Annotated in this window: 13 protein-coding genes; 11 read left to right on the top strand and 2 right to left on the bottom strand. The window is 47.1% G+C overall.

Features of this window, described 5'->3' with window-relative positions; all coding sequences use genetic code 11:
• Positions 1-36 precede the first annotated feature (36 nt).
• Complete coding sequence (locus tag BN6628_RS15935) at positions 37-2,187, bottom strand: YhgE/Pip domain-containing protein (protein WP_068619096.1); 2,151 nt, start codon at positions 2,185-2,187, stop codon at positions 37-39.
• Between the two features lie 117 nt (positions 2,188-2,304).
• Here BN6628_RS15935 and BN6628_RS15930 point away from each other — a divergent pair, with 117 nt between their 5' ends.
• Together BN6628_RS15930 and BN6628_RS15925 are read left to right on the top strand one after the other, a co-directional pair.
• Positions 2,305-3,642: an outer membrane protein assembly factor BamB family protein gene (locus tag BN6628_RS15930; protein WP_068619094.1), complete on the top strand. Its 1,338-nt coding sequence runs from the start codon at positions 2,305-2,307 to the stop codon at positions 3,640-3,642.
• Between the two features lie 757 nt (positions 3,643-4,399).
• Entirely contained in the window at positions 4,400-6,484 is a 2,085-nt protein-coding gene (locus BN6628_RS15925) for a glycosyl hydrolase family 18 protein (RefSeq protein ID WP_068619093.1), read from the top strand.
• On the opposite strand, the gene BN6628_RS26960 is transcribed toward BN6628_RS15925, so the two are convergent.
• A complete protein-coding gene (locus tag BN6628_RS26960) occupies positions 6,450-6,548 on the bottom strand; it encodes a hypothetical protein (protein WP_392397666.1) in 99 nt (32 codons plus the stop codon). The two genes, BN6628_RS15925 and BN6628_RS26960, sit on opposite strands and share 35 nt — an antisense overlap.
• A 185-nt stretch (positions 6,549-6,733) precedes the next feature.
• Between BN6628_RS26960 and BN6628_RS15920 the strand changes: the two genes are divergently transcribed.
• The 9 genes from BN6628_RS15920 to BN6628_RS15880 all read left to right on the top strand — a co-directional run bounded on the left by BN6628_RS15920 (position 6,734) and on the right by BN6628_RS15880 (position 18,313).
• Complete coding sequence (locus BN6628_RS15920; RefSeq protein WP_068619091.1) at positions 6,734-7,588, top strand: BglG family transcription antiterminator; 855 nt, start codon at positions 6,734-6,736, stop codon at positions 7,586-7,588.
• A 30-nt stretch (positions 7,589-7,618) separates the two neighbouring features.
• Positions 7,619-8,119, top strand: a complete 501-nt coding sequence (locus BN6628_RS15915) for a PTS sugar transporter subunit IIA (RefSeq protein WP_068619089.1) — start codon at positions 7,619-7,621, stop codon at positions 8,117-8,119.
• A gap of 28 nt (positions 8,120-8,147) precedes the next feature.
• Positions 8,148-9,608 (top strand): PTS transporter subunit EIIC, encoded by a 1,461-nt coding sequence (locus tag BN6628_RS15910; RefSeq protein ID WP_068619087.1) that lies wholly within the window; start codon positions 8,148-8,150, stop codon positions 9,606-9,608.
• A gap of 178 nt (positions 9,609-9,786) precedes the next feature.
• On the top strand, positions 9,787-10,620 hold the full coding sequence (locus BN6628_RS15905) for a sensor histidine kinase (RefSeq protein ID WP_068619086.1): 834 nt from the start codon (positions 9,787-9,789) through the stop codon (positions 10,618-10,620).
• Positions 10,621-10,622: 2 nt separating this feature from the next.
• Entirely contained in the window at positions 10,623-11,276 is a 654-nt protein-coding gene (locus BN6628_RS15900; RefSeq protein ID WP_082926938.1) for a response regulator, read from the top strand.
• A gap of 149 nt (positions 11,277-11,425) precedes the next feature.
• Positions 11,426-12,721, top strand: coding sequence for an S-layer homology domain-containing protein (locus tag BN6628_RS15895; protein WP_148449287.1), 1,296 nt, complete (start codon positions 11,426-11,428; stop codon positions 12,719-12,721).
• Between the two features lie 28 nt (positions 12,722-12,749).
• Positions 12,750-16,166, top strand: a complete 3,417-nt coding sequence (locus BN6628_RS15890; RefSeq protein WP_235847656.1) for a DUF5704 domain-containing protein — start codon at positions 12,750-12,752, stop codon at positions 16,164-16,166.
• A 388-nt stretch (positions 16,167-16,554) separates the two neighbouring features.
• Positions 16,555-16,917: a replication termination protein gene (locus BN6628_RS15885; RefSeq protein WP_068619078.1), complete on the top strand. Its 363-nt coding sequence runs from the start codon at positions 16,555-16,557 to the stop codon at positions 16,915-16,917.
• A 166-nt stretch (positions 16,918-17,083) separates the two neighbouring features.
• Entirely contained in the window at positions 17,084-18,313 is a 1,230-nt protein-coding gene (locus tag BN6628_RS15880; RefSeq protein ID WP_082927120.1) for a voltage-gated chloride channel family protein, read from the top strand.
• Positions 18,314-18,364: the final 51 nt, after the last annotated feature.

The raw sequence follows: 18,364 nt of genomic DNA, 5'->3' as shown, positions 1-18,364 counted from the left end.
CCACCTGAATCTTGGCGGACTCTTTTTTGTATAACATTAGTGAATAATCCCGCTTTTTTTGGCTTTGCTTACCAGTGGAGCGGCGAGGCGGTTGATTTGCTGCTTTAAGCCGAGCCCAAGTAATAAGGCCAGCATGGCATAGATGAGGAGGATAAGGATATCCCTTATCACCAGATCAGGCACCATGCCGCCGACGGCCTCTCTTAGCAGTCCGATTCCGTAAGTGAATGGGAGGAAGGGATATATTTTTTGGAAAAAGAGAGGGGTTACCTGGATGGGAAAGGTTCCACCCGACCCTGCAAGCTGGAGCACCAAGAGTACGATGGCCATCGCCTTGCCCACATTGCCGAAGACGGAGACCAGGGTGTAAATCATCAGCATAAAGACTAGGCTGAGCAGCAGGCTGAACAGGACAAAGGCAAGCTTTTCTTTGGCATAAGTCCCGAGAATGAAGAGATCCCCCGTAGACACAAAGACAGACTGCAGCAGAGCCAGAGTGCCGAAGGTAAGAAAACGTCCCAGATAAACTTGATAACTTTGGAATTCAGAAGGAGAGTGGACTTCCACAGTTAGCATCGAGACAAGAAGCAGCCCTCCCACCCATAATGAAAGGGTTGTGAAGAAAGGGGACATTGCTGAGCCGTAATTAGGAATCGGGAACAGCTTGTGCTCAGTCAAAACGACCGGTTCTGCAAAAAATTCGCTCTCCTTCTGGTAATTCAACTGGAGCAGCCGGATCAGATCTTCCAGCCTCCCGTCTTTCTCAAACGCTTTGATCCGCTCGCTGATCTTCTTGATGCTTGCTTCCGCTGACGGAAGCTGGCCTCTGACCAGCTCCGCATTTCTTGTGCCGACAGCAAGCCCCTTGGACGCATCCGTCAAAATTTTCTGTACCTTAGGGAGCGAGTTCTGGGCATCGGTCAGCAGGGAACGGCTGGTTGCTGCAGTTTCCTTCGCCCGGCCTACAGCTCCGCTGATGGCTGGTACAATTTCGCTGTCATAGCTGCTGACGAGCTGGTCCAGGTCCCCGGAGAGCCGGTTGGATGTTTGAATAAAAGAATTAACGAGATCGTCGGCATTCGCACTGCCATTTTGTACCGCCTGCTTGAGCTGGCCCAGCTTCGTTCCCAGGGACTGTACGCTGTCCGAAATGCCCCGCATATGATCGGCAACGCGGCTGAGCGGGCCGCCTGGATTCAGCTGGCTTAGCCTGTCTATCAGGGAAAGGAAGGTCCCGGCAGCATCTCTCGCCTTCGCGAGATCCTGCGAGGCTATCTCAAGCTTCGGCAGCTCCGCGCTTAGCTCTTCAGGCTTCAGGCCTTTAAGGTCAGCAGCAATCCTGCTGGCTGCTCCGAGGCTGTCTCTGGTCTGAACAAGCGCATTCTTAATTTGAGGGGCGGCTTGATCCAGTGCAGAGCCGGTCTGGTCAAGGAAGTGTATGAGGCTGGATGCGAAGTCAACACCTTGACCCGCAAGCCGTACCGCATCAGGGATTTTTTGCTGCACTTGAGCAACGATTTTCTGGCCTTCTGCCAAATCCCGAACCGCAGTATCTGCCGCCTGGTTAATTTCCGGGAACATGGAGACAAGCTGGAAGATCAGCCCTTTCATTTTGTTCATTAAAGGCAGCTCTTTTTCCAACTCCACACCAATTTCATTAAAAATTTTGAAGATGGTGCCGTTTGCGGTTTTTACAAAGTTGCGGTTCACTTCCTCTGTAACGGAGCTTGCCCCCTTGGAGGTGATCTTAGGCGCGACGGCATTGATCTTCTCGTTAACACTGTACAGAATTTCAGCCTTGACCGGTGCGGGAGTCAGGACACTGGCGATGTGTGTGGAGAAGTCAGCCGGAATTTCAAGGGCGGCATAGTAATCCCCGTGTCTAAGCCCCTTTTGGGCTTCATCATGGGGGACAAATACCCAGCCTATGTTGGTGTTTTCTTGAAGTGACTTTTTGATTTCATCGCCCAGATTGAGGTGTTTGCCTTGGATGACGGCCCCCTGGTCCAGTGTGGTTACGGCAATCTGAACCCCTTGCGTGGAGCTGTAAGGGTCCCATGAGGCTTCGATGTTGAACCAGGCATACAGCGATGGGAGCAGCACAAGTCCCAGAATAATTACTGCTGAAGCCCAATTGGTTGTAATATTACGGATGTCCTGTTCGTAGATCGACCATATTTTTGACATGCTGACCGCCTATTTAGTAAGAATTTTGCATAGTATTGCTGAAATAGCCCCAGATCATTCCAATGTGAATGAAAAAGAAATCAATCTTACTGAAAATGAAGAAAAGGAGTGAACCCATTGGGTATTTCCGTTAAAAAGATATTTCTGGCCGCAGCCGTTCTTGGACTGAGCGTGACTGTCAGCGGGTTTACTTCATATTCTCACGCTGCTGCGGAAGCGTCCGGCCTGTCTATGAATCATTGGACTAAGCCCTCGGAGAAGGGAAGCCTCCGTCCATTATGGAGCATTCCCGCAGCTTCGCCTATTCCGGAGAATAAGGAACTGCGGGAATCCCGGGCCGCAGCAGGAGATGGTCAGTTCTATATCGTTCAGCAGGGTGTGCTCAAGGCCTTGGATGCGGCTGACGGACAGTTACGGTGGAGCTATGGAACGGATTTGAATCCCAAAATTGTTTACAGCCAGGGGAGCTTGTACGGCAGCTCTGAGGACGGGACTATATTTGCGGTAAATTCAAAAGGAAAGAAACTATGGGAATCGGCAAGAACGGTCACCAAAGCGGGCAAGCTGGTGCCGGCAGGTGATACGCTTTACGTTCTTAGAGGAATTGATATTTTTGCTTTTAATATTCACACAGGCCAGCTCAGATGGGAGAATCACGACACGTTCGCTGCGGATGGAGGAATGGAACTTGCCGTGCAGGAGGGTGTCGTATTCCGTTCATATACAGGGGGGATTACCGGATCTGCGGGTACGTTAAAAGCATTTGATGCCAGTACGGGTGTCAAGCTCTGGGAGCGAAGCGGAGTTAAAGTACCTATTCTGATTCGGGATGATGCGGCCTATGCCGTATGTGAACCGGGTCCGTTTGCCGAACCTGAAGCTGAACTAAAGCTGACGGCGCTTAATGTTAAAAGTGGGGAGATCAAGAACAATTATCTGTATAACTGGTCACCAAGACCGTTGTCGGGGATGCGCGGTTATACGGCAGAGGCTGTTATAGAGGGGGATTTACTGTATGCGAGCCACAACGGCCAGACTGTGATTTATGCGCTTTCCCAATACACCGGGGCCGGGGATCAGCCGAAAGAAATGTTTGCCGGGCAATTTCAAGACATTGTACAGCCTTTGCCGGGCAGCTACAGTGACCGGATTTTTTATGAAGCCAGATCAAGTCTGCCTTATCTGTTATTAAAGTCGATCCATATTAAAGACAAAAGTGCGGTGACATACAATATTGACAATCCTGCTGCCCAGATCAGTATCTTCGGGAACGGAGTATATGTGGGGCAGATGGATGGGAAATTCCGGGCGTTTGAACTGGGCAGCGGTGCAGGGGTGTTTACTGTGGAGACTGACTCACGCAATTATGGCCCTGTTTTGTTTGAGAAAGGGTATATGCTAATCCAGACTGATAGTCAATTTCTGGGGATTAAGATACCGGATAAACTAAAATGAAACACCTATATAAAATGAGCTTTAGAATTAACCGATCTCAGCGGAGAGGACGAGGGATTCTGAAGAAGCGGAGCGTCCGCCTTGGTCTCCGAAATGCCCCACTGAATAGTTATTATTTTATATATTCGCTAAATATTTAGGGATAAATTTGACTAAAAACTCATAGATTATGGCGCTAAAAATAGAAATTTATCCTTTTTTAGACGGGTCAATTATGTTTAAATGAAGATGTAAAAGCTACCAAGTTGAAGTGATGAAAGTCCTTTTAACGTTCGTAGCTTTTTTTCTGCCTTAATAGTGGCTAAGGTAGAATGTAAACGCATTCATAGTGGATATGAAAGGAGGCAGATACCGGGACAGGCACAAGTTGCCCGTGCTGTGAACAGGTTTAAACCGCTGCCGTGATGAGGCAGCTATTTTCTAATGAAAGGTGAGTTAATAACGAGAGAAAAGACGGGTAGTACAAGCTATATTAGTTGAACCAAAGAAAGATCAGGGGAAGAGGCAAAAGGGTGAGATGATTCTTTTAAGACGTTGCGTTCGCCTATGGGAACAGGATCCTACCGTATTGAGATGTTTAGATCAAGAAATCGGTGAACAGCAGCGATCTTAAAGAACAGTTCACCCGGACGCCTTTAACCGTATTAATCACTGTTCAAACTCTAGGTTGGCTTGATAGTGGCTTCTTTTTGTGCGCATTTTTTGCTCTATGAAGTTCATTCGTCCATTCATTTTATAGTTTACAAGGAGGATTTTGATGTCAAAAATTAAAACCAAAGGCGCTAAAACGGGCCGCTTTTTAGCTATTCTTGCTTTGACGGCTGCCCTCGTAATGCCTGTATTGTCGGCAGGCCCGCAAAGGGCGGAAGCGGCCGGTGGTTATAAAGTCGTTGGGTATTATCCATCATGGGGAGCCTATGGACGGAACTTTAATGTAACGGATATCGATGCCTCCAAGGTGGATTTCATCAATTACGCCTTTGCCGATATCGCCTGGAACGGACGTCACGGAAACCCAGATCCGACGGGGCCAAACCCGACTACTTGGCCGACACAGGACGAGAAAGGGCAGACGATCAATGTTCCTAACGGCACGATTGTTCTTGGCGATCCCTGGATCGATACCCAGAAGAACTTTGCCGGAGACACCTGGGATCAGCCTATCGCTGGTAATATCAATCAGCTGAACGTCCTTAAGAAGAAGAATCCTAATTTGAAAACGATCATTTCGGTTGGCGGCTGGTCTTGGTCCAACCGCTTTTCGGATGTGGCTGCAAGTCAATCTACCCGTGAGACGTTCGCCAAATCGGCCGTTGATTTCATTCACAAATTCGGGTTCGACGGTGTGGATCTAGACTGGGAATATCCGGTGGGCGACGGACTTGCTGGCAACAGCGTAAGTCCTGCGGACAAGACAAACTACACTCTTCTGCTGCAGGAAATCCGCAATAAGCTGGATGCTGCAGGAGCCAAGGACGGCAAGCATTACTATCTGACGATCGCGTCCGGTGCAGGCCCTAATTTTTCCAATAACACGGAGCTTGGCAAAATTGGCGCTATTGTTGACTGGATCAACATTATGACGTATGACCTCAACGGTGGATGGGTGAAGGTATCCGCCCACAATGCACCGCTGTACTATGATTCGGCTGCCCAAGCGGCAGGTGTGCCCAATGCTGACACCTTCAACGTGGATGCTGCCGTTAAAGGTCATCTGAACGCTGGCGTGCCAGCGAGCAAGATCGTTCTTGGACTTCCTTTCTACGGCCGCGGCTGGGATAGTGTAGGTTCTGCGAACAATGGCCAGTATCAGACTGCGAGCGGCGCTTCGCAAGCTGGAACTTGGGAGAATGGCGTATTTGATTTCAATGACTTGGAAGCCAATTATATCAACAAAAACGGATACACCAGGTACTGGAACGATACAGCCAAGGTTCCTTATCTCTACAATCCGTCCAACAAGCGGTTTATTTCTTATGACGATGTGGAATCCATCGGTTACAAGACGGCTTATATCAAGTCCAAAGGACTTGGCGGCGGCATGTTCTGGGAGCTGAGCAGTGACCGTAACAAGACACTTCAAGCCAAACTGCGCGCAGATCTCGGCGGTCCTGTGAGCCCTGGCGACACCCAAGCTCCAACGGCTCCAACCGGGCTGAAATCCACAGCCAAGACAGCAAGTTCTGTTACTCTCTCCTGGTCCGCTTCGACGGATAATGTAGGGGTAACTGGTTATGATGTATACAACGGTTCTACCCTTGCCGCAAGTGTAACTGGCACTACGGCCACAATCATCGGCCTCAAGGCTAATACGGCATATTCCTTCACGGTAAAAGCCAAAGATGCCGCAGGCAATGTGTCCGCTGCAAGCGCGGCCGTAAGTGTGACTACGGACAACACAAATACACCAGGCGACACAACAGCTCCTACGACTCCAAGCAATCTGGCCTCCACTTCCGTTACAGCTAACAGTGTGAGCCTGAGCTGGACAGCATCCACAGATAACGTGGGTGTGGTAGGATACGATGTTTACAACGGCAGCACACTCGCGGCAACTGTAACTTCACCAAGTGCAATGATCAGTGGTCTTGCGGCGAACACGGAATATACTTTTGCTGTTAAAGCGAAAGATGCCGCGGGTAATGTATCTACAGCGAGCAATGCGCTTAAGGTGAAGACAAGCGATTCAGGCTCTGCCATCAAGGAGTGGGCTCCGTACACAGCCTATACAGCAGGTCAACTGGTAACTTACAACGGTAAAACGTACAAAGCGCTTCAACCACACACTTCACTTCAGGGCTGGGAACCTAGCAATGTTCCTGCGCTGTGGCAGTTGAACTAACGGTATTTTTATTCCTGTAGACCCTGGTATATTGCGGAATATAGGCAATAAGAACCGTGAAAATGATGAACGCTTACATTTTTCTGTTGACGGATATGAGCGATTGATTTATGATTAGCTCATAAAAGAAAAACACTTAAATGGCGTGTTACCGTAACGGGCATGAGCCAAGGAAAGTAAACCTTATTTTATATGGTCCTCTTTCCTTGGCTCTTTTTGATTTTTCGTAATAAGGAGGGTTTCAAGATCATGAAAGAACCGGAACTTCTCCAAGTTCAACGTGTAATCGGTAACAATGTCGTTATGGCTCAAGGAGGGAAAAACGGCAAAGAATACGTTCTCTTGGGAAAAGGTATCGGATTCGCAGTAAAGGGCACAGGGACTATTGAAGCAGATGATCCCCGGATTGAGAAGCGCTTTAAACTTGAGGACAGGGAACAATGGAGCCAATATGAAAGCTTGATGGAGGACTTTGACCCCAAAGTGGTGCATATCACGGATGAGATCATTAATTATATCTCCACAAGTCTTCCAGGAAAGCTCAATGACAAAATATACTTGGCTCTGCCAAGCCATATTCAGTTCACCGTGTACCGTCTTCGCAACGGAATGGACATTATTAACCCGTTTCTGCAGGAAACGAAGTTGTGCTTCCCTAAAGAGTTTGAAATCGCTTCCAAGGCGGCGGGAATGATTAGTGAAGCTTTTAATATTCATGTGCCTGAGGATGAAGTGGGGTTTCTGACTTATCACGTGTACTCTGCTGTGAGCAATGTGCCTGTCGGTCAGCTTGTGAAGGCTTCCAATATCGTCAATCAGCTGCTAGAGATCATTCAGCAGGAGAAGAAGATTACTTTTCAACAGGGCAGCATGAGCCATGTTCGCCTGATGCTTCATCTGCGTTATTCGCTTGAACGTATCCTGCTAAATACCAAGGTGGATAATCCGTTTGTCAATCATATCCGCCTCGAGTACAGGGAAGAATATGCAATGGCAAAGCGTCTGGGGAAAGTGATGGAAGATGAGCTCGGCAAGAAAGTACCAGAAGAAGAGATCTGTTATATTGCTATGCATTTGTACCGATTGTACCGGACTACTAACTAAACATAAATACATGAAGGTAGGGGACGCAATATGTTTTCAAAATGGAGAAAGAAACATACTGAACAGCAAGTTTTGGAGATTTTAGCACCAGTGACAGGAACGGCCGTTACTCTGGAATCTGTACCGGACGAAGCATTTGCTGGAGGACATATGGGGAAAGGGATTGCTATTGAACCTACCGAGGGCAAGCTGATCGCTCCGTTCGATGGAACAATCGCACATGTCATCAAGTCTAAACATGCGGTGATGATGGAGCATTCCTCAGGATTGCAGTTTTTATTTCACATCGGCGTCAATACCGTCTCTCTCAAGGGAGAAGGTTTTATAAGTCATATACAGACAGGCGATGCGGTAAAAGCAGGACAGACCCTGATCGAATTCGACATCGAAAAGATCAAGGAAGCCGGTTACCCTGTAGTTACACCAGTTATAGTAACAAACGCTGATGAGCTGACAGATACACTAGAGGACAGCCTCGGACCGGTACAGGCCGGCAGAGATGTCGTTCTGAAAGCGATTTTAAAGGCTTAGGCCAATATATTTGAAAGGGTGAAGTAAGATGTTGGCATTTCTTCAGAAAATCGGGAAGTCCTTGATGCTCCCGGTTGCAACGCTCCCTGCCGCAGGTATCTTACAGGGATTTGCAAACATTAACTATGTTAAAGATTTGCCGTTTGGTTCATTCGGTGAGTTCCTGAACCAGTACTTTGCACCGTTCCTGAATGCAGGGGCGGGTGCGATCCTTGGCAACTTGGGTATCCTGTTCGCCGTCGGGGTCGCGATTGGTTTGGCAGGAGACGCCGTAGCGGCTCTCTCCGCAGTAATCGCTTATCTGGTTCTGGGTAAAGTGCTCGCTCAAGTACCACAATCGTTTGAATTCCTGGGTAAAGACACCAAGCTTGATATGGGGGTTATCGGTGGTATTATTTGCGGTATGGTTGCCGCTGCGATGTATAAGAAATATCATAATATCAAAATGCCGGATTGGCTTGGATTCTTTGCGGGTAAACGTTTTGTGCCGATGGTTACGGCGTTTGCCATGCTCATCCTTGGTATTATTTTTGGTCTGATCTGGGGACCTATCCAGCATGCTCTGGATACTTTCGGCCAATGGCTGGTTGATCTTGGCGGCCTAGGAAGCTTCCTATTTGGTGTGGCTAATCGCTTGCTCGTACCGTTTGGTCTGCACCACGTATTGAATAACTTCCCTTGGTTCCAAATCGGAAGCTTCACGAATGCGGCAGGTGAGGTTGTACATGGTGACGTAGCCCGTTTCCTGGCAGGGGATAAGACAGCAGGTATGTTCATGGCTGGATTCTTCCCGATTATGATGTTTGCGCTTCCGGGTGCGGCGCTTGCTATCATTCACTCTTCAAAACCTTCAAAACGTAAAATTGTAAGTTCTATCTTCATCGGTTCTGCTATCGCTTCGATCCTGACAGGTATCACAGAACCTCTTGAATTCTCATTTATGTTCGTAGCTCCACTTCTGTACGGTGTTCATGCCATCCTTACAGGTGTGGCTGGCTGGGTTATGTATGCTCTGAATGTGAAGCTTGGATTCAGTTTCTCAGCGGGCCTGATTGACTACCTGGTTAACTGGAAGAATGAAACGAATCCACTCCTGCTGATTCCAGTCGGTCTCGTATTTGCAGTCGTGTATTATCTGTTGTTCCGCTTCCTGATCAAGGCGTTTAAGCTCAAAACTCCGGGTCGTGAAGATGATGCCGACGATGTAATCGCTGATGCTTCTGTAGACAACAATGCTGCAGTTGTTAGTCAGGGTGACAGCAAAGCGGCCAAAATCTTGGCTAACATTGGCGGTGCGGACAACATCCAATCCATAGATGCATGTATTACCCGTCTGCGTCTGGTTGTAAAAGACGAAAAAGCCGTAAACGATGCAAATCTGAAAGCACTGGGTGCTTCCGGAGTTATGCGCCTGGGTAAAGGCGCGGTACAGGTTGTATTCGGACCTCAATCCGAGGCGATCAAAGACGATATTAAGAAACTGATGTAAGTTGATATAGCAGGGTACTCGAGAAACAGGGCGGATCAGCTCCGCCCTGTTTTTTTCGCTTAATAGCTAAAACGTGTGAACGACAAATAAGTTTCATTTATTTATCTTGCTTCACCCCAGGCCATATCGTATATTCGGACGAGAAGGTTATTTATACACGGTTAGGCAGGGGATTTATGTGTCATACAGGCAGATTAAATGGATTATATTGATTGTGCCTTCCATTATTGTAGGGTTGTGGGAGTTTGTTAGACACCAATTTTTAATACCATATATCTCAATGGGACTGGGTAACTTTATTACCCCGGTTATTTTATTTGTAGTCAGTATTACGCTTCTGTACCGTCTGTTTGCACTGCTGGAGCGGGTACAGGAGGAATTGAACGTGGAGCGGGCCCAGAAGGCCGAACTGGAAGCCAGAGAGCAGCTTGCAAGAGAACTGCACGATGGGATCGCCCAGTCCTTGTTCCTGCTGTCGGTCAAGATCGACAAGGCTGAACGCCAGATGACCCAGGCAGGAGCCGCAGGAGGTCTGGATGAACTGCGCAAAACCGTACATGAGGTGAACAGGTACGTGCGTCAGTCGATCTCCAATCTGAAATATCCTGGAGACCGCAGCGAAGACGGTCAAGTAACGATGGGACACCGGGTTGGCCATTTAGCTGAAGAGGCCCAGGTCCAAGCACAGGTAAGCTGGAACCTTGATGAGGCTGGATTCACAGCGAGAGAACAAGTGGAGCTACTGGCGTGTATCCGGGAAGCTTTGTTTAATGTAAGAAAACATGCTTCGGCTAGCAAGGTCATTGTGAATGGGGAAGGGAACAGGCAGGCGTGGCATGTGGACATCAGGGATAATGGGACAGGATTCAGAAATAAATCCTATCTGGAGGACCGCGACAAGTATGGGATCAAGATTATGCGCGAACGAACAGAGGAGATGGGATGGAATCTGTCCATAAGCTCGGAAGAGGGAAGCACGCTGGTTCGAATTGAGAGCAGAAAGGGGGAATGATGATGAAAGCACGTGTACTGGTGGTCGATGATCATGCCCATGCGAGGGAAGGAATCTGTGATATTTTGGCGGAGGACTCTTCATTTGAGGTTATTGGAATGGCATCTAGCGGGAAAGAGGCCGTGGAGCTTACGGAGAAATACATGCCTGATCTTATCCTGATGGATATTCATATGCCTGGTATGGATGGGCTGGAGGCAACCCGGACGATCAAGCTCAGGTTCCCCTATGTCAAAATTGTTCTGATCACCGTATCGGATGATGCCGCCCATTTGTTTGAAGCTTTAAAGCAAGGGGCTCAGGGCTTTCTGCTGAAGAACTTGTCTCCGTCCACCTGGGTTGAATATTTAAGAGCCATTATGACGGATGAAGCACCGATGTCCAGGGATTTGGCACATCAAATTCTTCAAGAGTTTCCGGCAGCCCCTAGGCAGGAGGTAGGAGATCATCCACTGACCAGCCGGGAGAGGGAGATTTTAGACTGGGTAGCCAGGGGATTAACCAATAGGGAAATTGCAGGAGAATTACAAATATCTGATCAAACTGTAAAAAACCACTTGAAAAATATTTTACATAAGTTACAATTGGAGAATAGGGTTCAATTAACCCGGTATGCTCTGGAGCAGGGCTGGGTTACTAAACGTACGACTAACTGAATCACAGTTGCAGGACTTGAAAGCATCAAGTCGCTTCCTTGGGTACAAGGTGGCGGCTTTTTTTGTTTTTACAGATATAAGAAGGACTGTATGCCTAAGCCATAGAAGTAATAAAGTACTATCCTATAATTTTCCATTTTGTAACCCATTTGGCTGATTATTTGAGATGTGAATACATATTTGAGGAGTGTGCAGGTATGAAAAAAAGGTTGGCATTATCTCTGTTGGCGGTAGGGTTTCTTACATCAGGGCTCACGGCTAGCCCTTGGATTGCAGCAGCTGAGGGCTCTAGCGGCTTCAAGGACAAGCTTCCAGGATGGGCCAAAGCCGATATCGAATATGCTGCGGGAAAGGGGTATATGAAGGGGAATGAGAAAGGAAATTTTCGTCCGGAAGCTACGATAAGCCGGGCTGAGTTCGCGGCGATTCTCGCACGTGTCTCTAATAATATGCCAGATGAGGGGAAGACAGGCTTCAGCAGTATTCCCGGATGGAGTCAGAATGAGGTCAATGTGGCGGTAAGCAAGGGATTTATCTCTCCTGGCGATTATCCTAATGGCTTCAACCCGGACACACCGCTGACTCGCAGGGAGCTGGCGAAATGGGTTGCTTCCGGCCTTGCGGCGAAGGACGAAGACTTCAAAAAAGCCTTGGCCGATACAGCGGATACCCTTGTTCCGGTGGCGGAGTATTACAAGGGTGGGCTGAATAAGGCCGACAATCCGTATGTTTCTGTTGCTTTAGGAACAGGCCTGATGGCAGGCTATCCGGACGGCCGGTTTGGTCCTGGTCAGACGACGACCCGGGCAGAGGCAGCGGTGATCCTGCGGAGGTTTGAAGCGATTCAGGATAAGAAGCCGGAGGCATTTCAAGATTTGAAAGAGATGCGGGAGGTTGGGCTGACGGGCACGAATGCGATAAGTTTGGGGTTTAAATATGCGAAAGATCAAGATGGTAGAGAGGCTAATTTGAATAGAATAAGGAATGTTCCATATTCTTTACGAAACAACATCGGGACAATTAAGGTGAATAGATTTATTATTGCAAATGCTTTCAAAGCTATAGATGTTAAAAACTTGTATGGAAAGATGTTTATTGATAAGAGTTATGGTACTGCTTTTAGAATGAATACCGATCATTATGAGGTTTTTCTAGAATACTCCTTAACTTCTAATTTGAATAATATGGATGCTGAAACTTATTTAAGTTCGACGACTTCTCCGTTCCTATGTCTTCCTGGGTTTAAAAGTGGAACAGTTGAAAAGTACGGGATCACATCATTGCCAATACTAGGTCTTATCTCGAAAAATAAATTCTTCAAAAAAGGAGTTGAGACTAGATATTGGGGAGCAGGTTTTGTTAATAGTAAGGTTCTTAAAAATGGTGGAATGAACGGGGCAACTATAACGATAAATAATAAAAACTTCGGTATCTACATGGAATGAAGTATTTCCAAAGTTGAGGGGACTAAAAGTGAAATATTTTAAACGGAGCATATTAGTATATGTAGTTTTTTTAATGTTAGCCTCTTCTTTTCATATCCCATCCTTATTTTTAATTACACAAATTGCAAATGCAGGGGGGATAATAAAAGCAGAATTAAAAGATGCAGGTGATCTTAAAGAAGAAATTAGTGAACCGAGAAAAGCAGAACAAACTTGGGTTAGGGATGGAGAAGTTGATGCGGACGCAAACCCAGGGGTCTACCTTTATCAGAATGATGATAAGGATTGGATTGCAGAGACTTATAGAGGAACAGTCATTTATAAATCAGTAGGCTCCCCCAGTTCACCATATCCAGAAAAAGGCCCGTACTTTGAAAATAAAATCAATATGACAAAACCAGAGTATCTTCCCAAAAGTGATTATAGACTACTCGATAAAGAGTATAAGAATGCAACTAAAATGACCGATCCAAAAATAGTTGGTGCAAATAACATCACTTCCTTAGAGGACCAGACAAGTACAACGCGTTCATTAATAATTCCCGATGGTGCTAACTTAATTATTACTTCGTCTATAGGAGGGGATGCAGACAGGTACTCTCCACCTGATGCCTATATCTGGAATAAACACGAGAAGTTTTCAGGTAGCAAATGGAGTGTAGGATACACTACTAGAGTCCACGTCACTTGGCGAGCTAGCTATGTTGAGAAAAAGAAAATTACTCTCACCGGTGCAGATAGAATTGCCGTAAATAAATCAACAAAATATAGAGCAGGAGTAGCCACATCGGAAGCCAAAAAACCATATGGTACTCCTGCAGATGTGTCATCGAGAAGTGATGTGGATTGGAAATCCAGTGACACAAGTGTGGCTACAGTAAGTCCTTTGGGAGAAGTGAGGGGGATAGCTAAGGGGACATCTACGATCAGTGTGGACTGGAGAAGCGGGAAATACTGGCTTCATACCGAGAAAGTTATAGCTGTGGATGTAGATGATAACACACACCCTGGGCAGCCATCTGGCAGCGGCTCCTGCACACCAGTTATCAATCCGCCCTCTATGGGAGCGAACCCAACAGCCTCGTTCATGAATCCTAACTCTACCGGCGAGATTTTGAGCGATGATGCCGCGAACGGACGGCATTTTGACGCTGTTAAGGCTATCCCGACCAGTGAGCATCTATATGCACAGGCCTGGGGCCTGAATTATTTATTCCAAAACTCCTTCGCAAACATGAAGGGAACTGTGGATTACCGCTGCAAGGTAGATGTGAAGTATATTCGCAAGTGGAAAGAGAAGGTTCCAGACACCAAAGGCCCTGACGGGAAACCGGTCAAGCATGATGATAAAGACAGGAATGACGAAGTCAACAAGCCCTATACCTTTGAATTGACTCCCCGAAACTACGCCTACTGGGAGATCAAAAAGCTGGAGGTCCTAGGGATCAATCGAGCGAAGCTCAAGAACTATGCTCTGCCTGGGGATGAAGTGACTTTAACACCTTCTGGATACACACCTCCAAGCGTAGAAGTTGAGAATCACAGTGACGTGAACGATCATGTATTTCCTAAGGAAACGGGAGCAATTAGCTATACCCCTCCGGTGCTAGAGACGACGGGTTATGACCCACCAGATGTTCCTAATGACGAAGGTACATTAAAAGGAATAGCCGAAGCCCAGACCAGTGAGCCTGATGTTAAGAACGACAAGTTGATTTTTAACGGACAGACCATCATGAACGATACTACCGTGAGCGGTTCAGGACCGGCCCCTGGAACTATTCCTGCCCCAACAAGAATTCCGGATAAAGTACTTTACCAGGATCGGCTGTTAATCAGCAGCAGCTTGCAGAATAGAGCTAATACTGAGAGCAGCGGAACTATATTTTACGAGCTGCTTCCCGAAAACGTAGACGGTGGAGAAGATAGGGGATTTTCGATAGAGCGTATTAACAATGTAACCGTACATACACCTGTCGTTAACTATTCTTCTGTATCGGATGACCAGGCACATAATCAGAAGACCGTGCCGAGCAAAGATAAAGCAGCTATAATTCTGGATCGGCCTTTTGTCATACATATGCCCACATCGGGTCAGCACATTAATGAGCCTGGCTATGGGAATCGTGATTTCGCTAAATATTTCAAAGCCAAGCAGGCGAGATTCCCGTTTGATGTCTACGATGCAAACAAGATGAGCTATATTTACAAAGGCACATGGATAGACATCCCGATAACCCAAGAATATACGACATTCCAAATGCCCGTATGGGTGGATGAGGGAAGCTATAATGTGGAATTACGGAGTATTGCCGAGAATGCCCCTGCTTCTTTTACGGAACAGAAAAATGCAAACCTTGATCTGGCCCATCATACGGCTTCCGAACTTATTCCAGTCGAGGTAATCGGGAGGGTGTATGATTTCCATGTCACTGATATTGCCGACTATTTATGGGAACAAGTATTTCGACTGCAGAAAGGAAGCACTGTGCCTACGGGGAATTCCTATTGGGTTGGTCTAAATGGAATTGATGGGGAGCGTAGAGGGAACAGTCCTCCGTTCACACTTCCTATCCGTCCTGGTAGCCACCCCGATTGGGGATATAAGAATGCAGCCGTCAAGACAGGCTATCATTTCAAATTTGATTTGAAGAGTAAGGGAAATATGTTTGACGTAAGTGACTCGGTTCGTATAAAACCAACCTTTTACTATACGAGCGAGAATGGGGAGACAAGGTTCCCGGTAGATGTATATTATCAGAGTGATACCCAGAATTTTGTAAAAATAGGCTCGCCGGATGATAAGGTTGAACGGTACGTTATTCTGAACGAACGCCTGCGAAACGTTCCGGTGGAAGAGTTAAATGATACGGCAAGGTATAAATTTGATCATTATTACAATTTTGGACAGGTTGCCGATATTGGCAGAGAGCTATTCATTCAAGAGTACAGGACTAAGGTGTCCATGAAAAAAACACCGATTGGAGGGTATGGAGCCTTGATCCTTCCAGATGGAGTCCGTACATTTATTGGTCCTAAGGAGGGCATCCCTACCAGAGTTGACCCGGATAGAGCAAATGCCTCAGTACAGAAATGGTATGGGGAATATAGTCTTCCTGCTGATATCTACGCGGTACCAGCCGGTACGAATCTGGCTGAGTATGGGCGGACTCACGGCGGGTTGACGAACAGAAGTCCGATATTCTTAAAGCATGGTTATTTGATCGTCAACTTTGATATTGAAACCATTGACCAGGGAAATATTAAGGAACCACGTTTACAGTATATTCACGCTCCTCTTATGAATCAGTGGCAGCTGGAGGGATATTCGCGAAATATTGTTAATCCGTATGGACAACGGTATTCGCTGCTTGATGGAGATGCCCTGTTCTACCATGTGGACAAGTCAAGCCGGGATGATTTCTGGTCAAATGTTACCCATTAGTTGTGGTCATCCTGCTGCGAATATGCCTGCAGAGCTTGAACTACACACCCCTTTCCTTACGGGAGAGGGGTGTCTTTAGTGATGTACCAAAGAACCAAAGAACCACGAACGACGAACCGATAAAACCAACCAACCAACCAACCAACCAACCAACCAACCAACCAATACTCAAACAAACAAATAACCACAAAATGAAAATTACAACATGTGAAAAATTCACAATGGAAAAACAATTTTAATTCCCTCCCTACTTACTATCACTCCTAACCCAACCAATCCACCTCCTCAATCATTTTCAATAAAGAAAAACAGTGAATTGACCACTATTATGAAAATTTCATATAATAACTCTATAGAGTCTCAACACTTAGATAAGGAGGGGACAAATATGGCATTTATGATTGCTCAAAGAGCTTTTTTGAAACTATACTTAATCAAAATGGTGGAAGAGCGCCGTGGATATGGATATCAAATGTTAGAGGATCTTAAGCTGGAGTTTAAGCCTTACGGTTATGTACCGCCCCAAAGCGAGATTTACCGGGCGCTTCATGAGCTTGTTCAGGAGGGCGTGCTGTACCGGACCAAGAAGCTTAAAGGTAACGATCCCAGTGTAGATTTTCAGGAGATCGTTCTGTATCATTTCACAACGGATGGAAAAGACAAGGCGGATCTCTACCGCAAACAGGTCAAGACGGATCTCGACCGGTGCCTGGGGATACTCCATAAAGCGGAGCAAGATAATTTCAGTTAACGGGCAATAGCGGTGAGTGAGAGATTTGAGCTATTTGGTTTGTTTGATTTTGCCGCAGCGGTACATTTAAGGAGATATAAACGTGAACAACAAATTTATACTGCTCCGTGACCGGATTCACGGATTTTCGAGCCGCTATATCCAAGCTGCCTTGGTAGTTTTTCTTATGAAATGGATTCTGATTGCGGGCATGGTAGGAATTTTAGCAGGAAGCGCCTCAGCCCTATTCCTGGCAGGCTTGGAGCTGGCTACGGACAGCCGGATGAGTCATCCATGGCTTCTGTACCTGCTTCCAGTCGGAGGAGCCTTCATGAGTTATTTGTACTATAAATATGGAAAAAATGCCGGGAAAGGAAATAACCTCATTCTGGAGACCATTCACCACGGCAAAGAAACTATTCCTCTTCGCATGGCGCCTCTGGTGCTTGGCGGAACGATCCTGACCCATCTGTTCGGCGGTTCAGCGGGGAGGGAGGGAACTGCGATTCAAATGGGCGGCAGCTTGGCAGCCCGGCTTGGACGCCTTCTTCGTCTGGATGCCGTAGATACCCGCATCATTCTGATGTGCGGAATCAGCGGCGGATTCGGCTCCGTCTTTGGCACGCCCCTGGCGGGAACCGTGTTTGCCCTGGAAGTGCTCGCTATCGGAATAATGCGCTATGAAGCACTGTTGCCTTGTTTTATTGCCGGATTCGTTGGCAGCGTGGTGACTGATGCCTGGGGGATTCACCATGTGCATTTCAACATAGGAAGTGTACCGGCGCTGTCATGGCTTGTACTGCTTAAGGTGCTTATCGCATCGGTTGCATTCGGGCTGACCGCCCTTCTGTTCAGCACACTAACTCATCGGGTCAAAAAAGTCTATGCCCACTGGATTAAACATCCTGCCCTGCGTAGCTTTGTAGGGGGGATTGTTATCATCCTGCTGGTCTTTATTTTCGGAAGCCGGGATTATTTGGGGCTCGGCATCCCTTTGATTGAGCAGGCTTTTGGTGGACAAGTGCCGGATTTTGCGTTTCTGGCCAAGCTATTGTTCACCGCTCTAACGCTCGGGGCCGGCTTTCTCGGCGGGGAGGTCACCCCGTTATTCGTAATCGGGGCAACGCTGGGCAGTACACTAGGCGCAGTGTTTCATGAACCGTTCGGATTCTTTGCCGCACTCGGGTTTATTGCCGTATTCAGCGGGGCGGCCAATACGCCGCTGGCTTGTTTTGTCATGGGAATCGAATTGTTTGGTTCTGGGGCTTCGGTCTACATGCTGCTTGCCTGTATCGTCGCTTACTTGTTCTCCGGGCACACGGGAATCTATACCTCCCAGCAGGTGGGTGCGTCCAAGTCTAAGCTGTTCATCTTGAAGGGCGGGGAGACGCTGTCTGATTTAAATAGGAAAGAATGAGTAAAAATCAATTGTATTGTGCAAAAGGTTGATGTATAGTTAATCCAAGTA

Origin of the sequence: Paenibacillus tuaregi, from assembly GCF_900086655.1 — a bacterium.
In the GTDB taxonomy this organism is placed as follows: domain Bacteria; phylum Bacillota; class Bacilli; order Paenibacillales; family Paenibacillaceae; genus Fontibacillus; species Fontibacillus tuaregi.
Note: the sequence above shows the minus strand (reverse complement) of the source record. Positions and strands in the feature narration are given on the sequence as shown.